Origin of the sequence: Clostridium sp. TF06-15AC (genome assembly GCF_003481165.1) — a bacterium.
GTDB lineage: Bacteria > Bacillota > Clostridia > Lachnospirales > Lachnospiraceae > Otoolea > Otoolea fessa.
The window spans coordinates 144,863-164,349 of record NZ_QUKS01000003.1 but is presented as its reverse complement, the minus strand read 5'-3'; the positions used below and the strand labels follow the sequence as shown (position 1 = coordinate 164,349).

Genomic DNA, 19,487 nt, shown 5'->3' with positions numbered 1-19,487 from the left:
AGAAGGAGGCAGTGAGTATGGGAATTATCAGAGCAGCGGCACACGCGGTCGGCGGCGGGCTGGCAGATCAGTGGCTGGAAGTGATTGAACCGGAAAATATGGGGGAACAGACCGTATTTTCAGCGGGTGTGCAGACACGCCGCGGGGAGAACCGGAAGAGAACACCGGAAACGGTGTCCAATGGTTCTGTGATCCATGTGTACCCGAATCAGTTTATGATGTTGGTGGACGGCGGTAAGGTCGTTGATTATACAGCGGAAGAGGGTTATTATACAGTGCAGAATTCATCCCTGCCGTCTCTGTTTAACGGACAGTTCGGCGATGCACTGAAAGAATCCTTCAACCGTGTGCGTTATGGCGGACAGACGCCGTATGCACAGAAGGTCTACTATATTAATCTCCAGGAGATCAAGGGAATCAAGTTCGGCACACGGACGCCGATCAACTATTTTGATTTATTCTATAATTCCGAGCTGTTTCTGCGCGCACATGGAACTTACTCCATCAAGATTACGGATCCACTGAAATTTTATGCGGAGGCTATTCCGAAAAATCAGGATCAGGTGGAGATTGATTCCATCAATGAGCAGTATTTAGCGGAGTTTCTGGAAGCGCTGCAGACCTCGATCAACCAGATGTCGGCGGATGGCGTGCGGATTTCCTTTGTAGCCTCCAAAGGCAGGGAACTGGGACGCTATATGGCGGAGACGCTGGATGAGGAGTGGAACCGTCTGCGTGGCATGGAGATCCAGTCAGTCGGTATCGCCAGCATTTCCTATGATGAAGAATCGCAGAAACTCATCAATATGCGGAATCAGGGCGCGATGCTCGGCGACCCGTCGGTGCGCGAGGGGTATGTGCAGGGCGCGATGGCACGCGGCTTTGAGGCAGCCGGTTCCAACGGAAGCGGTGCGATGGCAGGCTTCATGGGAATGGGCGCCGGCATGAACTTCGGCGGCGGATTTATGGGCGCCGCATCGGCGTCCAACCTGCAGCAGATGCAGATGCAGCAGGCGGCGCGGCAGGGATATGCGGCACCGCAGGGCGGCTATGCGCCGGGGCAGGCGAATGGAGCGCCGCAGGGTGGTTATGCACAGCAGCCGGGAGCACCACAGGGCGGCTATGCACAACCGGCAGGACAGAACGCAGCGCCGCAGGGCAGTGCGGCAGCCCCGGCAGAATCCTGGACTTGTGAGTGCGGCAATGTCAACCACGGAAAGTTCTGCTCCGAGTGCGGCAAGCCAAGACCAGCCGGTCCGTGGACCTGCAGCTGCGGAACGGTCAATACAGGTAAGTTTTGTTCCGAATGCGGAAAACCGAGGTCATAGGGCGTATGGAGATACAATCATATAAGTGTCCAAACTGCGGCGGCGGACTGGTGTTTGATCCGAAGACGCAGAAATTTAAATGTGAATACTGCCTCTCAGCGTTTACGGAAGAGACGTTGAAAGAGATGGAAGAGGCAGCCAGAAAGTCAGAGGAAGCTTCGAAGCCGGGGGGAATGCCGGAAGCGGAAAAGATAGAGAGCCAGAAGCAGGCGGAGTCTAAGATGGTTCTCTATACCTGCCCGAGCTGCGGCGCGGAGATCGTGGCACAGGAGACGACAGCGTCCACGTACTGCTGTTACTGTCACAATCCGGTGGTTCTTTCGGGAAGTCTGGACGGTAAATACCGCCCGGACGGTCTGATTCCGTTTGAGATCGACAAGAAAAAGGCAAAAGAAATCTTTAAAAACTGGATTCAGAAGAAAAAGTATGTGCCGGATGATTTCTACTCGCCGCGTCAGATGGAGTATCTGGAAGGAATTTATTATCCATATTGGATGTATAGCTGCCAGGTATCCGGTGAGATGCAGGCGGAGGCGCTGCGGAAACGCGTGACGGTGGCGGGGGAGATCGAGTATATCGAGACGAGCCGTTACCATCTGGAGAAAAAGGCGGAGCTTCCCATCAAGGATGTGGCGCGCAACGCGTTAAAGCAGGCGGACCGCAGCCTTGCCGAGACCGTGCTTCCGTTTGATATGAAGAAGCTGCGCCCGTTTCAGGCAGGCTATTTTCTGGGATTTAGGGCGGAGCGGCGCGACCGGGAAAAGGAAGAATTTGCACAGGAGATTGAGCAGGAGATCAAGCAGTATACGAGAGAATCCCTGCAAAATAGCGTCTCCGGCTACGATCATGTGGATATCCGGAACCACCGGGAGACCATCACGGGGGAAAAATGGAACTATGCCATGCTTCCGGTGTGGATGATGACCTACCCGGATCCGAAGAACGGGCAGATGTACTATTTTGCGATGAATGGGGAAAATGGAAAGGTCTGCGGCGTCCTGCCGGTTGATTCGAAAAAACTGGTGCGCCTGTTTTTGACGATTTTCATTCCTGTGTTTGTACTTTTGCTGCTGGGAGGATACCTGATATGATAGAGAATCAAAATGCGGGAGCCACACAGAAAAAGAAGAAATATGGACGGCTGAAAGATTTTATATGCTTCTTTGTTGCAGCATTTATTTCATTTTCACAGGTCAGCCCTATATGGGCGGCGGAAGGCACGCGCGTCTTCGACGAGGCGGGGCTGTTCAGCGCGGAAGAAGTGCAGGAGCTGGAGACACGGATCGATGAGGTGCGTGACTCACAGGATGCCGATCTGGCGGTACTGACAGTCGAGGACGCACAGGGAGAATCGGCGGAAAGCTATGCCGATGATTTTTACGACAGCCACGGACTGGGCGTCGGGGACGATGCGAGTGGTATTCTGCTTTCGATCGATATGGACAACCGGGAGATATACGTTTCTACCACCGGGTATGCGATGAAAGTGCTGACGGATGCGCGGGTAGAGAAGGTGCTGGATGCGGCATATGACAGCGTGGCGGATGGAAACTATGCGGAAGGCGCGTTGGGGGCGATCGACAGCATCGAAAATTATCTGGAGATGGGCGTTCCGGCGGGACAGTATACGCAGGTGCGCGAGGAGAAAAAACATTCCCTGGAATGGTATGAGGCGCTGTTTGCGGCGGTCGCGGCAGCGATCGTGGCGGCACTCCCGTGCTTTTCGGTGATGCGCCAGTATAAGATGCAGAAAGAACACCGCCAGTCGCTGGGTTTCCATATGGCATACCGGGCGGACAGTGCGCTGCATTTTGTCCAAAATGAGGAGCAGTTTGTAAACCGGTCGGTAGTGACCAGACGGATTCCGAAAAATCCGGGTCCGGGCGCTTCGGGCGGTTCGGCTGGAAGGACGACCATACATCAGGGCAGCAGCGGAAGGATGCACGGCGGCGGAGGCAGAAAGTTTTAATTGATACAATTTCGTGTGGAAGGCGGATGAATGATATATGACAATCCTGATGACAGGCTTATGTGAGAAAGGTGCAGACCAGATCTGGAAACAGTGTAACGATGCGATGTACGCCCAGGGAGTTACCTGGCTGGAAGAGGCGGCATATGCGGGCGATGCGGAAGCATGGTTCTTTTTAGGACACTGTTACAGCTGGGGGGACGGGGCTGTCGGGTTCAATGAGAAAAAAGCGTATGAATGTTACCTGCGGGGGGCTTCGGCGGGAAGTGCCCGGGCAGTGTTAGGAGCGCTGCGCGCCGGTCAGTATGACGAACAGATGAAGCGGTCGGCACGTTATTCCATCGAGGAAAGTTACCGTCAGGTGCGGGATGCCGCTGAGATGGGCGATGTCTATGCCGCGTGGCAGATGGGCGAGGCAGTTGAGTGGGAAGATCTGGCCGATTATATGCCGCAGACTGAGAGCGCCCGTGAGCAGTGCCTCTTCTGGTACGAACGGGCGGCGGACGGCGGCATTATCCCGGCGATGGTTAAGATGGGAAAATGCTGCCAGAATGGTACATACCGGGAAAAAGATGAAAAAGAGGCACTTCGCTGGGCGAATCAGTGCGCCGCCAGCGGGGAGGTCTGGGGACTCTTCCAGATGGGGGAACATTATCGCCAGGAAGAAGACTGGGAAGCTGCATTCCAATATGACTATGCGGCGGCAAAGCAGGGGTCTTCCCGCGCCATGCTGTATCTGGGGCAGATGTACTTAAACGGACAGGGCACAGAGCGCGATATCCAGGCGGCCGTCCAGGCGCTGGAAGGAGCCGCGGCGCGGAACGAGGCGGAGAGCTTTGAAGAACTTGGAAATCTGTTCTATCAGGATGAACTGGTGGAGCGCGATGATGAAAAAGCGTTTTACTGGTATGGAAAAGCATATGCGGCAGGCATCAAAGAGGCGGCGCTTCCGTTAGCCCGCCTGTATCTGCGCCCGTCCGACGAGCAGGACACCGTCCGGGCAGAAAAACTTCTGCGGGAGGCAGCTGGGATCGAGACGGACGGACAGGCAAGTCTGGCGCTTGGAAATATCTATCGGGATGGTCTGAACGGCGAGATTGATATGAAGCAGGCGGTTTCCTGGTACGAAAAAGGCGCTTCGCAGGGAAATCCAGAGTGCATGGAGATTCTTGGATGCCTGTATTTCCAGGGCGAAGAGGGAGTAGACCGCGATTATGCAAAAGCATTTGAGTGGCTGAACCGGTGCGAAGAAGCCGGAAGCCTGCAGTCTGCATCCAAGTTAGGCTATCTCTATATGAAAGGAGAAGGCTGCACCGCCGATGAAAATAAGGCGAAGGAGCTTTTTGAGCGGGCGGCACAGACGGAATGTGACGGATATGCACTCTATGAGCTTGGATTTATCTACGAACGGAAAAATGAATCCCCGGAAGATCTCGAGCGGGCGGCACAGTGCTACCAGAAGGCGATCGAGATGGGAAATGAGAGTGCTTCACGGCGGTTTTCCCATTTTAAGAAGGGATTGTTTGGGCGCTGGAAGATCACGTATTAAGGGGGAATTTTTCTTGCGCTGTGCCATAAAGTATGATAGAATTTTTAACTAAAGTGAGCAGGGGGTCCCGTAACTTTGCGGGAGAACTGCAAAACCACACAGAACACTTACATGGCAGAAAGTTTGACTCCGGCATCCTTTGCAAAGATGGGGACGATGGGGAAAGATAAAAAGAGAGGATGAAAATCATGGCAATCAATTACAGCAGTACCCGTGGCGGTGAAAACAACGTAACGGCTTCGATGGCGATCTTAAAGGGACTGGCAGCAGACGGCGGCCTGTTCATGCCGGATCATATCCCGGTGTTAGATTGCAGCCTGGAAGAATTATCCCATAAAACATATCAGGAAGTAGCTTATGCAGTTATGAAGCAGTTTCTGACTGATTTCACAGAGGAAGAGCTGAAAACCTGTATCGAGCGCGCTTACGACAGTAAGTTTGATACGGAAGAGATTGCGCCGCTTGTCAAAGCAGACGGAGCATATTATCTGGAGCTGTTCCACGGAAGCACGATTGCCTTCAAGGATATGGCGCTCTCGATCCTGCCGCATCTGATGACCGTATCGGCGAAGAAGAACCATGCGGAGAATACGATCGTGATCCTGACCGCAACCTCCGGCGATACCGGAAAAGCAGCGATGGCTGGTTTTGCAGACGTTGAGGGAACCAGAATTATCGTATTTTACCCGAAGGACGGCGTCAGCCGTGTGCAGGAGCTGCAGATGCTGACCCAGAAGGGCGCGAACACAAGCGTTGTCGGTATTTCCGGAAACTTTGATGATGCACAGAGCGGTGTCAAGAAAATCTTTGGTGACAAAGAATTTGCCAAAGAATTAGCAGGCAGAGGCTATCAGCTCTCTTCCGCAAACTCCATCAACATCGGTCGTCTCGTACCACAGGTTGTGTACTATGTATATGCGTATGCAAAGCTGCTTGAAAACGGCGAGATCGAGAACGGTGAGAAGATCAATGTAACCGTTCCGACCGGAAACTTCGGCAATATCTTAGCTGCTTATTTTGCAAAACAGATGGGTGTGCCGATCGACAAGCTGATCTGCGCGTCCAATGACAATAAAGTTCTGTACGACTTCTTTAAGACAGGCGTATATGACAAGAACCGTCCATTCATCCTGACCTCTTCTCCGTCGATGGATATTCTGATTTCCAGCAACCTGGAACGTCTGATTTATCTCTCCACCGGCTGCGATGCGGAGGAGACCAAGAAACGCATGGAAGAGCTTTCGAAAGATGGCAAATATTCGGTTACCGACGAGATGCGTGCGCGTATGGCAGATTTTGTCGGCGGTTATGCCGATCAGGCGGCAAATGCAGCCGAGATCAAGCGTCTCTACGATGAGACCGGTTATATGATCGATACGCATACCGGCGTTGCATCCTGCGTATACCATAACTATGTGAAGGAGACAGGCGATACCAAGAAGACAGTTATCGCATCGACGGCAAGCCCATATAAATTCTCCCGCAGCGTCATGGAGGCAATCTTCGGCAGCGAAGAAGGCAAGGGCGAGTTCGAGCTTATCGACGAGATGGAGAAAGCATCCGGCGTGAAGATCCCGCAGGCGATCGAGGAGATCCGCAAGGCAGAGATCCGTCACAACCGCCAGTGCAAGCCGGAGGAGATGGAGAAGACCGTTTCGGAGATTTTACAGTAAAAGTTACAAAATATTAAAATAATTGCCTGTTATTTTTTTGACAGGCTAGGCAAATACTGAATTATGGTATATAATAGACTCTGGTTAGATCAAAAAGAGACAACGAGGAGGTTTGTATATGTTAGTTAGTGCGAAGGAAATGCTTCAGAAGGCAAGAGATGGCAAATATGCGGTTGGTCAGTTCAACATCAACAATCTTGAATGGACCAAAGCGATTTTACTGACGGCACAGGAGCAGAACTCACCGGTTATCTTAGGTGTTTCTGAGGGCGCAGGCAAGTATATGACTGGCTTTAAGACAGTATCTGCGATGGTAAAAGCGATGATCGAAGAGCTGAACATCACGGTTCCGGTTGCGCTGCATCTGGATCACGGCACCTACGAGGGCTGCTACAAATGTATCGATGCTGGATTTTCTTCCATCATGTTTGACGGCTCCCATTATCCGATCGCCGAGAACGTAGAGAAAACCAAAGAATTAGTCAAAGTCTGCGCGGAGAAAGGTATTTCCCTGGAGGCTGAGGTTGGTTCCATCGGCGGCGAGGAAGACGGCGTGATCGGTATGGGCGAATGTGCAGATCCGAACGAGTGCAAGGCGATTGCAGACCTCGGAGTTGATATGCTGGCAGCAGGTATCGGCAATATCCACGGCAAATATCCGGCAAACTGGCCAGGCTTAAGCTTTGAGACGCTGGCAGCCGTAAAAGAAAAAGTAGGCGATATGCCGCTGGTTCTTCACGGTGGTACCGGTATTCCGGAAGATATGATCAAGAAAGCCATTTCTTTAGGTGTAGCGAAGATTAATGTAAATACTGAGTGCCAGCTGGCATTTGCAGAGGCAACCCGCCAGTATATCGAGGCTGGTAAGGATCAGCAGGGCAAAGGATTTGACCCGCGTAAACTTCTTGCACCTGGTTTTGAGGCGATCAAAGAGACGGTTAAGACAAAGATGGAACTGTTCGGTTCTATCGGAAAAGCCTGATGAATAAGTAAGGTTCATGACCGGACTGCAGGAATGTACATTTCGCAACGCGGATATACATACCGGCGGTCCGGTCTGTTTTCATATTAATGTGAGGGATTGAATGAGCGAGATTATCAATGTACCGGAAATTTTCGGAAAAAATGTGTTTAATGACAAGGCGATGCAGGAACGCCTTCCGAAAAGTGTTTACAAAAAACTGAAGAAAACCATTGAAGACGGAGCTGAGCTGGATCCGTCCATCGCAGATGTTGTCGCACACGCGATGAAAGACTGGGCGATCGAGCGCGGTGCGACGCATTATTCCCATTGGTTCCAGCCGCTGACCGGCATCACGGCAGAAAAACATGATGCGTTTATCTCCGTACCGGATTCCAACGGACGCGTTATCATGGAGTTTTCCGGTAAAGAGCTGATTAAGGGCGAGCCGGATGCATCCTCGTTTCCGTCGGGCGGACTTCGTTCCACCTTTGAGGCACGCGGCTATACAACCTGGGATTGTACTTCCCCGGCATTTCTGCGGGAAGATACGCTGGGCGTGACACTCTACATACCGACTGCATTCTGTTCGTACCGCGGCGAAGCACTGGATAAGAAGACGCCGCTGCTGCGTTCCATGCAGGCAATCAACGAGCAGGCACTCCGGATTCTCCGCCTGTTTGGAAATACGACTTCCCACCGTGTGATTCCGTATGTGGGACCGGAGCAGGAGTATTTTCTGGTTGATAAGAACAAATATTTACAGAGAAAAGACCTGATCTACACCGGTCGTACCCTGTTTGGCGCGATGCCGCCGAAAGGGCAGGAGATGGATGATCACTATTTTGGAAGCATCCGTCCGAGAGTCGGTGCGTTCATGAAAGAGTTAAATGAGACATTGTGGCGTCTGGGGGTCAGTGCAAAGACACAGCACAACGAAGTTGCACCAGCACAGCATGAATTAGCGCCAACCTATTGTCAGGTCAATCTGGCAGTCGATCACAACCAGATGGTCATGGAGGCGATGAAGCGTGTCGCAGGACATCACGGTCTGACCTGTCTGCTGCATGAGAAACCATTTGACGGAATCAATGGTTCCGGTAAGCACAACAACTGGTCCCTGACGAGCGACGACGGCATCAACATGATGAATCCGGGCGAGACGCCGCACGAAAATGTACAGTTCCTTCTGGTTCTGGCGTGCATCATGAAAGCAGTTGACAGACACGCGGATCTGCTGCGCGAGTCCACCGCGATTCCGGGCAACGATCATCGTCTGGGTGCGGCAGAGGCGCCGCCAGCGATCATCTCTATTTTCCTGGGCGAGCAGCTGGAGGATGTTATCGATCAGCTGTGCAGCACGGGCGAAGCCGCACATTCTAAGAAAGGCGAGGTACTTCAGACGGGAGTAGCGACACTTCCGGATTTCGTCAAGGATGCAACCGACCGCAACCGTACTTCACCGTTTGCGTTTACCGGTAACAAATTCGAGTTCCGTATGGTTGGTTCTTCGGATTCTGTTTCATCCCCGAACGTCGTGCTCAACACGATCGTGGCAGAAGCGTTTAAAGAGGCTGCGGACGAATTGGAAAACAGCGATGATTTTGACAGCGCAGTCCATGATATCATCAAGCGTCTGTTTGCAGAGCACCGCCGTATCATTTTCAGCGGAAATGGTTATTCTGAGGAATGGGTTAAAGAGGCAGAGCGCCGTGGACTCCCGAACCTGAAAGCGGGTATCGATTCTGTCGAGGCAATCCGGACCGAGAAAGCGATCAAGCTCTTTGAAGAATTTGGCGTGTACACCCGGACCGAGCTGGAATCCCGCGCCGAGATTGAGTATGAGGCATATTCCAAGACCGTCAACATCGAGGCAAAGACGATGATCGACATGGCGGGCAAGCAGATCATCCCGGCGGTTGTCAAATATACGACTCAGCTTGCTTCCTCCCTGACAGCCGTCCGGACTGCCTGTGAGGAGGCCGATGTCAGTGTCCAGAAAGAACTGCTTTTAGAGACCTCTGATAAACTTTCAGAGATGAAGGTGGCATTGGCGGCACTCAAAGATATCCTGGCAAAGGCATCTGCGATCAAGGATAACAAAGAAAAAGCATTCGCCTATCTGCATGAGGTGTGCCCGGCGATGGTAGCTCTCCGTAAACCGGCAGACGAACTGGAAATGCTGGTAGATAAAGAATTATGGCCATTTCCGAGTTATGGGGATTTGGTGTTTGAGGTGTAGGCAGCTTTTAGAAGGTATGATTTTAATTAAAAAGATTTTGACCATCGATATAAGCTATGAATCGTTGGTCAAAATCTTTTTTTAACAACACTTATATATTTTGCAAATACGGTTTATTTCCGTCCAGGACCCTGCGTCTGTCCCTCCTGAATCGTATCGCCCTGATTGGAGGTAAATCCGTTAATCCGTTTATCGGACGAATTTGACGAAGAGCCTGACGAGCTGGAGTTCGATGTCGTCGGTGCGGTGTAAGACGTGCCGTTGCTGTAGATGCGGCTTGGTACATTGCCGGTATCGCTGGTGGAACTGCTGCTTGTCTGGTTATTCGAAGAGCCTGACGAACTGGAAGTCCCGCCCGGCGTGGAAGTGGAGCTGCTGTAGCCGCTTCCAGGAATCGGAACGGTTGTGCCCGACGAAGAAGCATTTGACGAGCTGGAGCTGTTGGAACTTCCCGGTGCAGTAAAACTGGTCGAAGGATCGGAACTATTCGAATTGTTGGTGTTACCTGAACTGGAGGTCCCTGAATTGGAATTGTTCGAAGCCGTTCCGCTTGGCCCCGAAGTGCTGCTTGAAGAAGAACTGCCAGACGAAGTCCCTGTTCCCTGTGAAGCACTTGGGTCAAAATAGCTGTCGCTCATGCCGGAGAGACTGGACGGTGGATTCTGGCACGCACCGCTCTTGGCAAAGGTGTATTTCACCGAATCAATCGTCCGGGTTGTGTTCGAAGCCATCTTACCGTTCTCATCCAGATAATAGTAGGTGCCGGATACCTTAATCCAGCCTTTCTGACGGTGTCCGTACTCATTGAAATAGTACCAGGTGCCGTCGATCTGCTTCCAGCCGCGGCTCATATTGCCGTCTGTCTTGTCCATGTAGTAGGTGTTTCCGTTGCTGTCATTGAGCCAGCCAGTCAGCATCTTGCCATCATGGAGATAGTAGTATTCATTTTTGATGAGCTGCCAACCGGTCAACAGTTTTCCATTTTCGTCGAGATAATACCAGGTGCTGTTTACCTTCTGCCAGCCAGTCCGCATCGCCCCGTCCGTGCCGAAATAGTACCAGGTGCCGTTATCCATCTTCTGCCAGTTGGTAAACATCCGTCCATCATCGCCCAGATAATACCAGACCGTATCAAGCTGGAGCCAGCCCTTCTGCATCACACCGTACTGGTTAAAATAGTACCAGTAGTTGTTGATTTTCTGCCATTTAGTCATCATCTCGCCGCTCTGGTTGAAATAATACCAGGCGGAAGTGGATGAATCCTGACGCCATCCGGTCACCATTTTGCCGGTCGATTCATCCATATAATAATATTTCTCTCCGATATGTACCCATCCGGTATGCTTCTGACCGTCGTCGGTCATGTAGTACCAGTAGTTTCCGTCCTTCAGCCATCCGGCCGCACGGCTCTGGGAAGAAGGAAGCAGCCCCATGGCACCGATCAGGCAGGCAAGCCCAAGCAGCTTTGCATATCTTTTCCGCATCGCGTATCCCCCTTGCAATGTGATTTATCGTTATCTATGATTACAGTAGAAATTAATATCAAAGATGTTGGGGTCAAAAGGCATTTTGACCCCTCTGATACCAGATTGCTCCGCACTATATGCTCCCGCAATCTTCAAAAACATTCGTAATTCGCTCATTTTTCTTTGAAAAATGGCTACTTACTCATGTTTTTGGCGGGTCCCAAGGGCAAAAATTCTCCTGCAAGCAAGCTTGCGTCGAACTTCTGACCTTTTGACCCTGGTATCATATCAAATTACTTTATAAGTATAACATAGAAAAATGTAAAATACCTAACGGAAATATTACAATTTTAACAAGTCCTCGGAAACAATTTTTCGATAATAATTTTTCGCATACCGGTACATCACGATCGTGTAATCGCCAAATTCGCGCCCTTCCATACTCTTGAAGACCGCCCAGAGCGCCCACAGGAAACCGCCGAGCGCCGCATAGGCATACGTGACAAAGCGTTCCTCGTCTGATGGGGCGTGCTGGAGGTATTCTTCCAGAAGGTGGTCAAGCTCTTCCTGTGAATAATATGAATAAATACTGCACATCGCAATATCAATGAGCGGATCGCACATGCCTGCATACTCCCAGTCGATCAGACGCAGGGAGCCGTCCGGCAGAAACAGGAAATTGTCTGCAACCGAATCAATATGGGAGAGGCAGCAAGGACGTTTCAGTGTATCCAGCCGATCCATCAGTTCATTCATCCGGGCGCGGACCGCCGGGTAGTCCTCGAACAGCATTTCCTCATGTCCGCGGCAGATCCTTTCATAAAAATCAATCCGTTCCCGAATGCGGAACGTGTGCGGAACCGTCACGCCGGAATGATGCAGCTTCCGCAGCATCTCCATGCAGGCGGCCATCTCCTGCGGATTCTTTGCATCCGCATTCCGAGCGCCCTCATAATACTGGGCGATCTTGTAGCCGGTTTTTCCGTCAAAATACAAAATATGTTCGGTAATGCCAAGCGGTGTGACCGCCTTGTAAACAGCCTCCTCCTCTTTCCGGTTAATCAGAAATTCTGTTCCCGGACCCGGAATGCGGCAGATATAATGTTTTCCATCCAGTTCAAACAGGAACGACTGGTTTGTCATACCAGATTTGAGACAGCGGATGTTGTGTATCGCTTCCTCTTTTACATTGAAAACGTGTGCGACCAGCTGCATGGCGGCATTGTCCGAATGATTCTGATATTTCGGATCAAACAGGCGCAGTTCTTCCAGGTTTTCAAACTCATAGACCTGATCCGCCGGCTGGCAGTTCATCGAAAAATCCAGTTCTTTGATATGATCGACGACAACCTGTTCCCAGTACCATTGTTCTGTGCCAGGCTGATGATAGGCTTCCTCAATGAGCGGAATGAGCTGGTTGGAAAAATCACGCGAGAGGAACGCAGGTCCATACATGACCCAGGAATCATGCCCACCGACCTGCACCGATGTGATACGTCCCTTTTTATTAGAAGAAAGACACCATTCCGACGTTTCACCATCCATATAAACAGAAGAGTACCATGCGCCGCACTCATATTTATGGTACATATTGTTCCGAATCCAGTTGTCCGAGACAAGCAGATACATATTGCGGCCGCGGAACAGCTCGCGGGCATGGTAGATCGTAGCCAGATTATTTTTGGTGGCGTACTCCGGGTTATAGAGGAGTTTGACCTGATATTTGTCGATCAGATATTCAAACTTTTCCTTTAAATAACCGACGATAATTGTGATATCCGTGATCCCCGCTTCATGGAGCTGCTTGATCTGGCGCTCAATCATCCGCTCGCCAAACACTTCCAGAAGCCCCTTCGGTGTCTCAAACGTCAGCGGCACAAACCGGGAGCCAAACCCGGCGGCGGTAATGACGGCGCCATCCACTTTAAATTGTTCCAGATACTTAAGCCCCTGTTCGGTCAGCAGATATTTCCCCGTATCCATATCCGTCATGAGAAATGCCTCCTCCAGGCAGTCCCCAAGCAATTTATTCACAGTCCCCAGGGAAAGATTCAAAATCGAAGCAAGCTCCCGCTGGGTCACATCCGGATTCTCATAGAAACTCCGGCAGATCAGTCCATAGCGATCCATATAAAACCTCCTGAATTATTAAATTCTTTTATTTTTCTCTTATATATTCACGTATTTCGTCATCATTATAGATGGATAAGAGTGAAAATAGGTTCTAGCTGTTGTGTGTTCAAAAAATAAAATTAAAAGTGATATATGAACATTATAGCATAAACACAGAGAAAGTAAACGGAAAAAGCAATGCTGCGGGGGGAAGAATAAAGACTGTTACTGGGCACGTATGCGTGAACAGTGACGAAAGGCTTGATAAGGTGGTCTGTGGGAAATAAGAAACGTAAAAAATACTGGAAATATAGGCATTTTGGCGGTTAAAACATGATTGTACAAATATAAATACTATTACGAAACTATAAAGAATTTTCGTAAAAAATCCGTAAGAAAATGCACAGATAAATGTTATGGTATTTTGGAAAAACGTGTATTATAATGTGGGTGTATCGGAGAAAGGCAGTACTTCACAGGGAAGAGAAACATAGGAAATACAGACAATATTCCACTTCAAAATAAAAAGTTGGAAATTCTGTAAAAAAACTATTGATAATTTTCCATATCCGAAGTATAATGACCTGGTAATGCAGTTAGGATTTCGAGAAAAATATTTCAAAAAGTAAAAAGGAGAGTGCATTAATTATGAGAAAGCAGACTAAATTAGTTGCAGTACTTTCTGCAGCAGCTTTACTCGCTATGGGTGCTTCCATGACTTCTTTCGCAGCTGGTTGGGAGAAAGATGACGCTGGAGTTTGGCACTACTATGACAGCGATGATGAGATGGTAACCGATGAGTGGAAGAAAGATGGCGGTAAATGGTTCCATCTTGACGAAGATGGTGAGATGGAGACAGATACATGGGTAGATGATGACTACTATGTAGCTGAAGATGGTCATATGCTGACCAACGAGTGGAAAAAGACCATGGCTGATGAGGATGAAGATGATCCGGAAGACGGCGGCGAGCATTGGTACTACTTTAACAACAAAGGTAAAAAAGTTACCGATACAGATAAGAAGATCAATGGCAAGACCTACTACTTCAACGAAGATGGTGAGATGCAGTATGGCTGGCACGAGGAAGACGGCAACGCATACTACTTAGGTACTGAGGACGAAGGTTGGAGAGCTGAGTCTCAGTGGCTGTGGCTTGAGAAATCCGGTAACAATGAGAACGATCTGGATGATGATGATGATCTGGAAGTAGTTCTTGATTGTTCTGAAGATGACAACTGTGATGATGAGGGTTGGTACTGGTTCCAGTCTTCTGGTAAAGCATATCATGACACAGGCAAGAAGAAAATCAACGGCAAATACTATATGTTCAACGAGCACGGTCAGATGCTGTACGAGTGGATTGATGGTAAGGCTGTTGAACAGGGTTCCAACGCACAGCTTGATGGTAACCTTGCTAAGGGCGAATTAGCTACAACCAGCGTAATGAGATACTACAACGAAGTTGAAGATGGTTCCAGAGGTAACGGCTGGTATCAGATCGACGGCGCTGAGGATCTGGATGCTGATGGTGATACAGACTGGTACTACATCGATGACGGTGAAGTTAAATACGCTGATGGCGGTTCCAAAGACTTCGCTACTTACGATGATGACGGAGCTGTATACGTTCAGAGAATCAAAATTGAAGGTAAATACTTCTCCTTCAACGAAAAAGGTCAGATGCAGGATGGCTTACAGTACTGCCAGGCTGACGGCGGATTCTACTACTTCGATGCCAACGGCTATCAGAAGACTGGCCGCGTAACATCTGTAGAGAACGACGATGATGATTACACATTCTACTTCAACACCAAGAATGGTAAGAATGGTCTTGGCTACAATGGTCTGAAAGATGATTATCTGTACTTCAACGGTAAGAGACTGGATGCAGATGATGACTACAGACTGTACTACTATGATGGAGATATCTATCTGACCAATACCAAGGGTAAAGTTCAGAAGACCTCCAAGAAGTATGACATCGAGAACAAGGGCATCGCTGAGGATGATGTAAAAGTAGAGATCAGCGGCAAGAAAGTTGTATCCGTTACTTTAGCTAGCGGTAAGACAATCAAAGCTGAGGATCTGATTGCTGATGCAGAAGCTCAGTTTGGTAAAGATGTTGTTACAGAGGATCAGATCGTATCTGTACCGTTCATCCAGCTGTATGATGACGATATTTATACCTACACAAATCTGGCTGGTACTAAGGCTGTTGAAGGTTGGTTAGGATTAAACAAATAATTAATCTGAATTTTATTCGATTAGTCATTTGACCTAGGATAATTGAGAAGCGGTATTTCAGGATATTTCCTGGAATGCCGCTTCTTTTTTAGTAAAAAGAGCTCCGATACCTCGAAGTGTTTCGAGATGGCGGAGTTTTTTATGTGGTCGCAATGTAAATGAAGCCTGTCTGTATGACTGCATTTGCCCTCTGTCAGTTAAAGAATAGAATATGCAAAACTCTCTGCAGTACTATCATTTTGAGTTTAAGCATATCTTCCAAGTCTTGTTTCACTGATTCTTTCATGATATGATAATAAAAACAACAAATTATCATGATGTGTGATAAACGTGCAGTTTTATTAAAAAGAGAGGGAGCCATATGGGTATATATTTAAATCCCGGAAACGCAGCTTTTTCAGAAGCGGTGCATTCTCAGATCTATGTAGATAAAACAGAGCTGATTTCTTATACCAACAGTGTGCTGGCAACAAACCAGAAAAATATCTGCGTCAGCCGCCCAAGGAGATTTGGAAAATCCATTACAGCCAATATGCTGGCTGCTTATTATAGTAAGGGATGTCAGTCTGATACTTTATTTAAAGACCGAAAAATCAGCTGTTCAAAAGATTATAAAAAATATTTAAACACTTACACAACTATATTTTTAAATATCCAGGAATTTTTAAGTCGAAGCTCTAATGTAGAAGAATTGATTCAGCGGATCCGGCGTTCACTCATGAGAGAAATTCGCCGTGAATATCCAACGATTGATTTTTATGATGAATTAGATCTGACGGAAAATATGAAGGAAATTTATGCTGAAACAAATGAGCCATTTATTATAATCATTGATGAATGGGATTGTATTTTTAGGGAATACGCAGAAGATAAAGCGGCTCAGGAACGATATCTGGATTTTCTTCGTGATTTTCTAAAGGATAAGGCACATATACATCTGGCATATATGACAGGAATATTGCCAATAAAAAAATACGGTACCCATTCTGCGCTCAATATGTTTGATGAATTCTCGATGGCAAATCCAGGTGTTCTGGCGCAATATGTCGGTTTCACAGAAAATGAGGTGCGCTGCCTCTGCTCAGATTATCAAATGGATTTGGCAGAAATCAAAGAATGGTATGATGGATATCGCTTTGAAAAAGCCTCTTCTATTTACAGTCCGCGTTCGGTTGTGGCTGCTATGACTTCTGGTATCTGCGATTCTTATTGGAACCAGACCGAAACATTTGAGGCACTGCGCGGATATATTGACATGAATTTTGATGGGCTGAAAGACGATGTTCTCAGCATGATGGCCGGAGAAATGGTACCGGTCAATACAGGTAGTTTCAGCAATGATATGACGACATTTCACAGCGAGGATGATGTCCTGACTTTGCTGATTCATCTGGGATATCTTGGATACGATTTCAGCCATAAATCAGTTTTTATTCCGAATAATGAAATCCGTGGAGAGTTTGTAAATGCGGTTTCGGTTTCTCAATGGGGAGAGGTCTCGAAAGCATTAAAAAACTCAGCTGATTTACTTAATGCTATCTGGAGAAAAGATGAAGAAAAAGTAGCTGTCTATATGGAACAGGCTCATTTTGAAACATCCCATTTACAGTATAATAATGAAAATGCACTGAGTTATACTGTATCACTGGCACTCTACGCTGCCAGAAACTTTTATCAGGTTTATCGTGAATTTCCATCGGGATCTGGATTTGCAGATATAGTTTATTTACCGCGAAAAGAATTTCCGGATAAGCCAGCTTTGATTGTCGAACTAAAATGGAACAAATCGGCCGAAGGCGCAATTCACCAGATATTAAAAAAACAATATTTCCAGAATCTGGAAGATTATTCAGGAAATATGCTGCTGGTTGGAATCAATTATGATTTAAAGACGCGAAAACATGAATGTAAAATTTTAGAATTTAAAAAATGAAAAGCAAGTTATTTGTCACGGCGGCAGTAAAAAGAGATGTTGATTGAGAAATCCTCTTTTTGCGGCCGATGTGATTTGACATCCAATTCAAATCTGAATCATTAAGCTGATAGCTTGATATAAGAGGACTCCGTCACTTCAGAGAAGTCTGAGGTGGCGGAGTCCTCTTTTTGTCAAGGTCGAACGTTGTACCGTTTACTAATTCAATCTTTCAAATATACCAGGCAGCGTTTCTTAAAAAAAGCAATTCCATAACACAAAATTTTATCATAGGAATCCTCAAATTCTTTTGCATACATTTTTTCATCGATCTGGGCAAGTGCTTTTTGGCAGGATTGTTTCATCTGGTCAAGCGTGCTGGAATATTTCACTTCAAAAAGGGCCAATTGTCCATTTTCAGAGTCGTAGACAATCACATCGCTTCGTCCTTCTCCATGCTCTTTATTCGACTCCACCACATAACCGGCACCAGTAAAAATACCTGCCAGAAATGCATGGTAAAAGTCTTCTCGGTAATCATGATAACTGATGGTTTTTCTTAAAAGTTTATTCATCTCATCCGTCATCCTGTCGCTGTTTCCATCCCATACCGCATGAAATAATTCTGTGCGGTTCCAATGCTTCGTTGATTCGTTAAACCATTTTATAATTGTTGACTCAAAAATATCTTTGATTTCCCTATTCGGAATCATCAACGCGGTTGTTCCATCTGGAATAGTTTCTTGAATATCCATCTCTCGAACGCGCGTCAGATAACCGGTTAAATATAAAATACTCCATAAGTTATCCTCGGAAGAATGAAGATAATCATAGGTTAAATTTTCTTCAATCTTTTGGAAAATATATCCGCCGGACAATAATTTTTCCAATTTCATTGTGATACTGCTTCCAGCATAATCAATGAAAGAGCGAATAATTGCATTATCGCTTGTATTCTTCCAATAACTCTCAGGCTTCATGGAAGGATTATGCTGAAGATCCCGAAGATAATTCATCACATCCCACGGGCAATATACATCAAAGCATCCGAAATGATAACCGTCATACCAGGCTTTAATTTCATCCGAATATTCGGCAGTATTGGATTCCTTTAAAATCTGATTTACATCGTTTTGTGTAAAGCCAAAATATTCATTTAATCGAGAATCTGTGATGGTATCCGAAACAAAATTATTGGTTCCAGTGAAGATACTTTCTTTAGCAATTTTCAAGCATCCTGTCACAACCGCAAAGCAGAGGCTGGAATTATCTTTTAATGAGGTACTCATCATTGCTTTCATGATTTCCAGCATTTCCTGATAATACCCATTGCTGCTTGCTTTCGCAACGGGAACATCGTATTCATCCAACAAAAGAATAACTGTCTTCCCATAATAAGCCTGCATCATTTTCATCAAAATCAGGATAGAACCCTTTACATCTGTTGCAGATGCAGTCTGATTTTTTAGTCGTTTAAAAATCTCTTTATATGCATCGCTGACGGCATCGCTTTGCTCCAAATAAGAGTATTCGATGCATATCTGGGATATGACAAATTTCAGCATATCAAAAGCACTGTCAAATGTAATCCCATCTACATCCTTAAAGGTAATAAAAAGAGTCGGACGCTGATTCATCCATGTTTGACAAATAGCTGATTCATGACTGATTTCCAAATCTTGAAATAACGAATGGTTATCATGTCGAATATCGAAAAAATGTTCCAGCATACTCATAGCCAGCGTCTTTCCAAATCGTCTGGGGCGAGTAATCAGCGTGACGTTTGCTGTGCTTTTCTTTAATAATTCCGAAATGAGTCCCGTTTTATCCACATAGTAATATTCATTTTCACGTATCTGAGAAAAATCCGAGACGCCAACCGGAATATTAAGATTCGTCATAGAATCATCGCTCCTTTCGAAAAATCAGGCTGTTTTTATTATCATATCATGAAAGGCTGGGGGAAACAAGGTGGAGAAAGAGATTGAAAAGATAGAAAAAGTCCCCTGGGAATCGCCCTAACAAAAA

At 47.3% G+C, this 19,487-nt stretch carries 12 protein-coding genes; 9 read left to right on the top strand and 3 right to left on the bottom strand.

Annotated features, from left to right (window positions below; genetic code table 11):
- Window positions 1-17: 17 nt before the first annotated feature.
- The 7 genes from DXC57_RS08145 to DXC57_RS08115 all read left to right on the top strand — a co-directional run bounded on the left by DXC57_RS08145 (window position 18) and on the right by DXC57_RS08115 (window position 9,722).
- Window positions 18-1,328, top strand: a complete 1,311-nt coding sequence (locus DXC57_RS08145; protein WP_118481937.1) for an SPFH domain-containing protein — start codon at window positions 18-20, stop codon at window positions 1,326-1,328.
- Window positions 1,329-1,333: 5 nt separating this feature from the next.
- Window positions 1,334-2,419, top strand: coding sequence for an ATP-binding protein (locus DXC57_RS08140; RefSeq protein ID WP_107001436.1), 1,086 nt, complete (start codon window positions 1,334-1,336; stop codon window positions 2,417-2,419).
- The gene (locus DXC57_RS08135) at window positions 2,416-3,297 is read left to right on the top strand and encodes a TPM domain-containing protein (protein ID WP_118652016.1); all 882 of its coding nucleotides are present in this window, start codon (window positions 2,416-2,418) and stop codon (window positions 3,295-3,297) included. The genes DXC57_RS08140 and DXC57_RS08135 overlap by 4 nt, the downstream gene beginning before the upstream one ends.
- A gap of 37 nt (window positions 3,298-3,334) precedes the next feature.
- Window positions 3,335-4,846, top strand: a complete 1,512-nt coding sequence (locus DXC57_RS08130) for an SEL1-like repeat protein (RefSeq protein WP_243023768.1) — start codon at window positions 3,335-3,337, stop codon at window positions 4,844-4,846.
- A gap of 188 nt (window positions 4,847-5,034) precedes the next feature.
- A complete protein-coding gene (gene thrC / locus DXC57_RS08125; protein WP_118472626.1) occupies window positions 5,035-6,519 on the top strand; it encodes a threonine synthase in 1,485 nt (494 codons plus the stop codon).
- A gap of 118 nt (window positions 6,520-6,637) precedes the next feature.
- On the top strand, window positions 6,638-7,501 hold the full coding sequence (gene fba, locus DXC57_RS08120) for a class II fructose-1,6-bisphosphate aldolase (protein WP_022360285.1): 864 nt from the start codon (window positions 6,638-6,640) through the stop codon (window positions 7,499-7,501).
- Between the two features lie 103 nt (window positions 7,502-7,604).
- Window positions 7,605-9,722, top strand: coding sequence for a glutamine synthetase III (locus tag DXC57_RS08115; RefSeq protein ID WP_117796044.1), 2,118 nt, complete (start codon window positions 7,605-7,607; stop codon window positions 9,720-9,722).
- 113 nt (window positions 9,723-9,835) lie between these two features.
- Here the strand turns inward: DXC57_RS08115 and DXC57_RS08110 are convergent, their stop codons facing one another.
- Both DXC57_RS08110 and DXC57_RS08105 read right to left on the bottom strand, forming a co-directional pair.
- Window positions 9,836-11,206: an N-acetylmuramoyl-L-alanine amidase family protein gene (locus DXC57_RS08110; RefSeq protein ID WP_118652014.1), complete on the bottom strand. Its 1,371-nt coding sequence runs from the start codon at window positions 11,204-11,206 to the stop codon at window positions 9,836-9,838.
- Between the two features lie 324 nt (window positions 11,207-11,530).
- The gene (locus tag DXC57_RS08105; protein ID WP_118468357.1) at window positions 11,531-13,318 is read right to left on the bottom strand and encodes a phosphotransferase; all 1,788 of its coding nucleotides are present in this window, start codon (window positions 13,316-13,318) and stop codon (window positions 11,531-11,533) included.
- A gap of 630 nt (window positions 13,319-13,948) precedes the next feature.
- Between DXC57_RS08105 and DXC57_RS08100 the strand changes: the two genes are divergently transcribed.
- Both DXC57_RS08100 and DXC57_RS08095 read left to right on the top strand, forming a co-directional pair.
- On the top strand, window positions 13,949-15,547 hold the full coding sequence (locus tag DXC57_RS08100) for a glucan-binding protein (RefSeq protein WP_118472622.1): 1,599 nt from the start codon (window positions 13,949-13,951) through the stop codon (window positions 15,545-15,547).
- Between the two features lie 361 nt (window positions 15,548-15,908).
- Entirely contained in the window at window positions 15,909-17,480 is a 1,572-nt protein-coding gene (locus tag DXC57_RS08095; protein ID WP_107001442.1) for an AAA family ATPase, read from the top strand.
- A 203-nt stretch (window positions 17,481-17,683) separates the two neighbouring features.
- Here the strand turns inward: DXC57_RS08095 and DXC57_RS08090 are convergent, their stop codons facing one another.
- On the bottom strand, window positions 17,684-19,360 hold the full coding sequence (locus tag DXC57_RS08090) for an AAA family ATPase (RefSeq protein ID WP_118468352.1): 1,677 nt from the start codon (window positions 19,358-19,360) through the stop codon (window positions 17,684-17,686).
- Window positions 19,361-19,487: the final 127 nt, after the last annotated feature.

What these genes read in the sequence shown, in the direction of transcription:
- DXC57_RS08115 (WP_117796044.1), top strand. Translation starts at nt 7,605, where the DNA reads ATGAGCGAGATTATCAATGTACCGGAAATTTTCGGAAAAAATGTGTTT.
- thrC (WP_118472626.1), top strand. Translation starts at nt 5,035, where the DNA reads ATGGCAATCAATTACAGCAGTACCCGTGGCGGTGAAAACAACGTAACG.
- DXC57_RS08105 (WP_118468357.1), bottom strand. Translation starts at nt 13,318, where the DNA reads ATGGATCGCTATGGACTGATCTGCCGGAGTTTCTATGAGAATCCGGAT.
- DXC57_RS08135 (WP_118652016.1), top strand. Translation starts at nt 2,416, where the DNA reads ATGATAGAGAATCAAAATGCGGGAGCCACACAGAAAAAGAAGAAATAT.
- DXC57_RS08095 (WP_107001442.1), top strand. Translation starts at nt 15,909, where the DNA reads ATGGGTATATATTTAAATCCCGGAAACGCAGCTTTTTCAGAAGCGGTG.
- DXC57_RS08145 (WP_118481937.1), top strand. Translation starts at nt 18, where the DNA reads ATGGGAATTATCAGAGCAGCGGCACACGCGGTCGGCGGCGGGCTGGCA.
- DXC57_RS08110 (WP_118652014.1), bottom strand. Translation starts at nt 11,206, where the DNA reads ATGCGGAAAAGATATGCAAAGCTGCTTGGGCTTGCCTGCCTGATCGGT.
- DXC57_RS08090 (WP_118468352.1), bottom strand. Translation starts at nt 19,360, where the DNA reads ATGACGAATCTTAATATTCCGGTTGGCGTCTCGGATTTTTCTCAGATA.
- fba (WP_022360285.1), top strand. Translation starts at nt 6,638, where the DNA reads ATGTTAGTTAGTGCGAAGGAAATGCTTCAGAAGGCAAGAGATGGCAAA.
- DXC57_RS08140 (WP_107001436.1), top strand. Translation starts at nt 1,334, where the DNA reads ATGGAGATACAATCATATAAGTGTCCAAACTGCGGCGGCGGACTGGTG.
- DXC57_RS08130 (WP_243023768.1), top strand. Translation starts at nt 3,335, where the DNA reads ATGACAATCCTGATGACAGGCTTATGTGAGAAAGGTGCAGACCAGATC.
- DXC57_RS08100 (WP_118472622.1), top strand. Translation starts at nt 13,949, where the DNA reads ATGAGAAAGCAGACTAAATTAGTTGCAGTACTTTCTGCAGCAGCTTTA.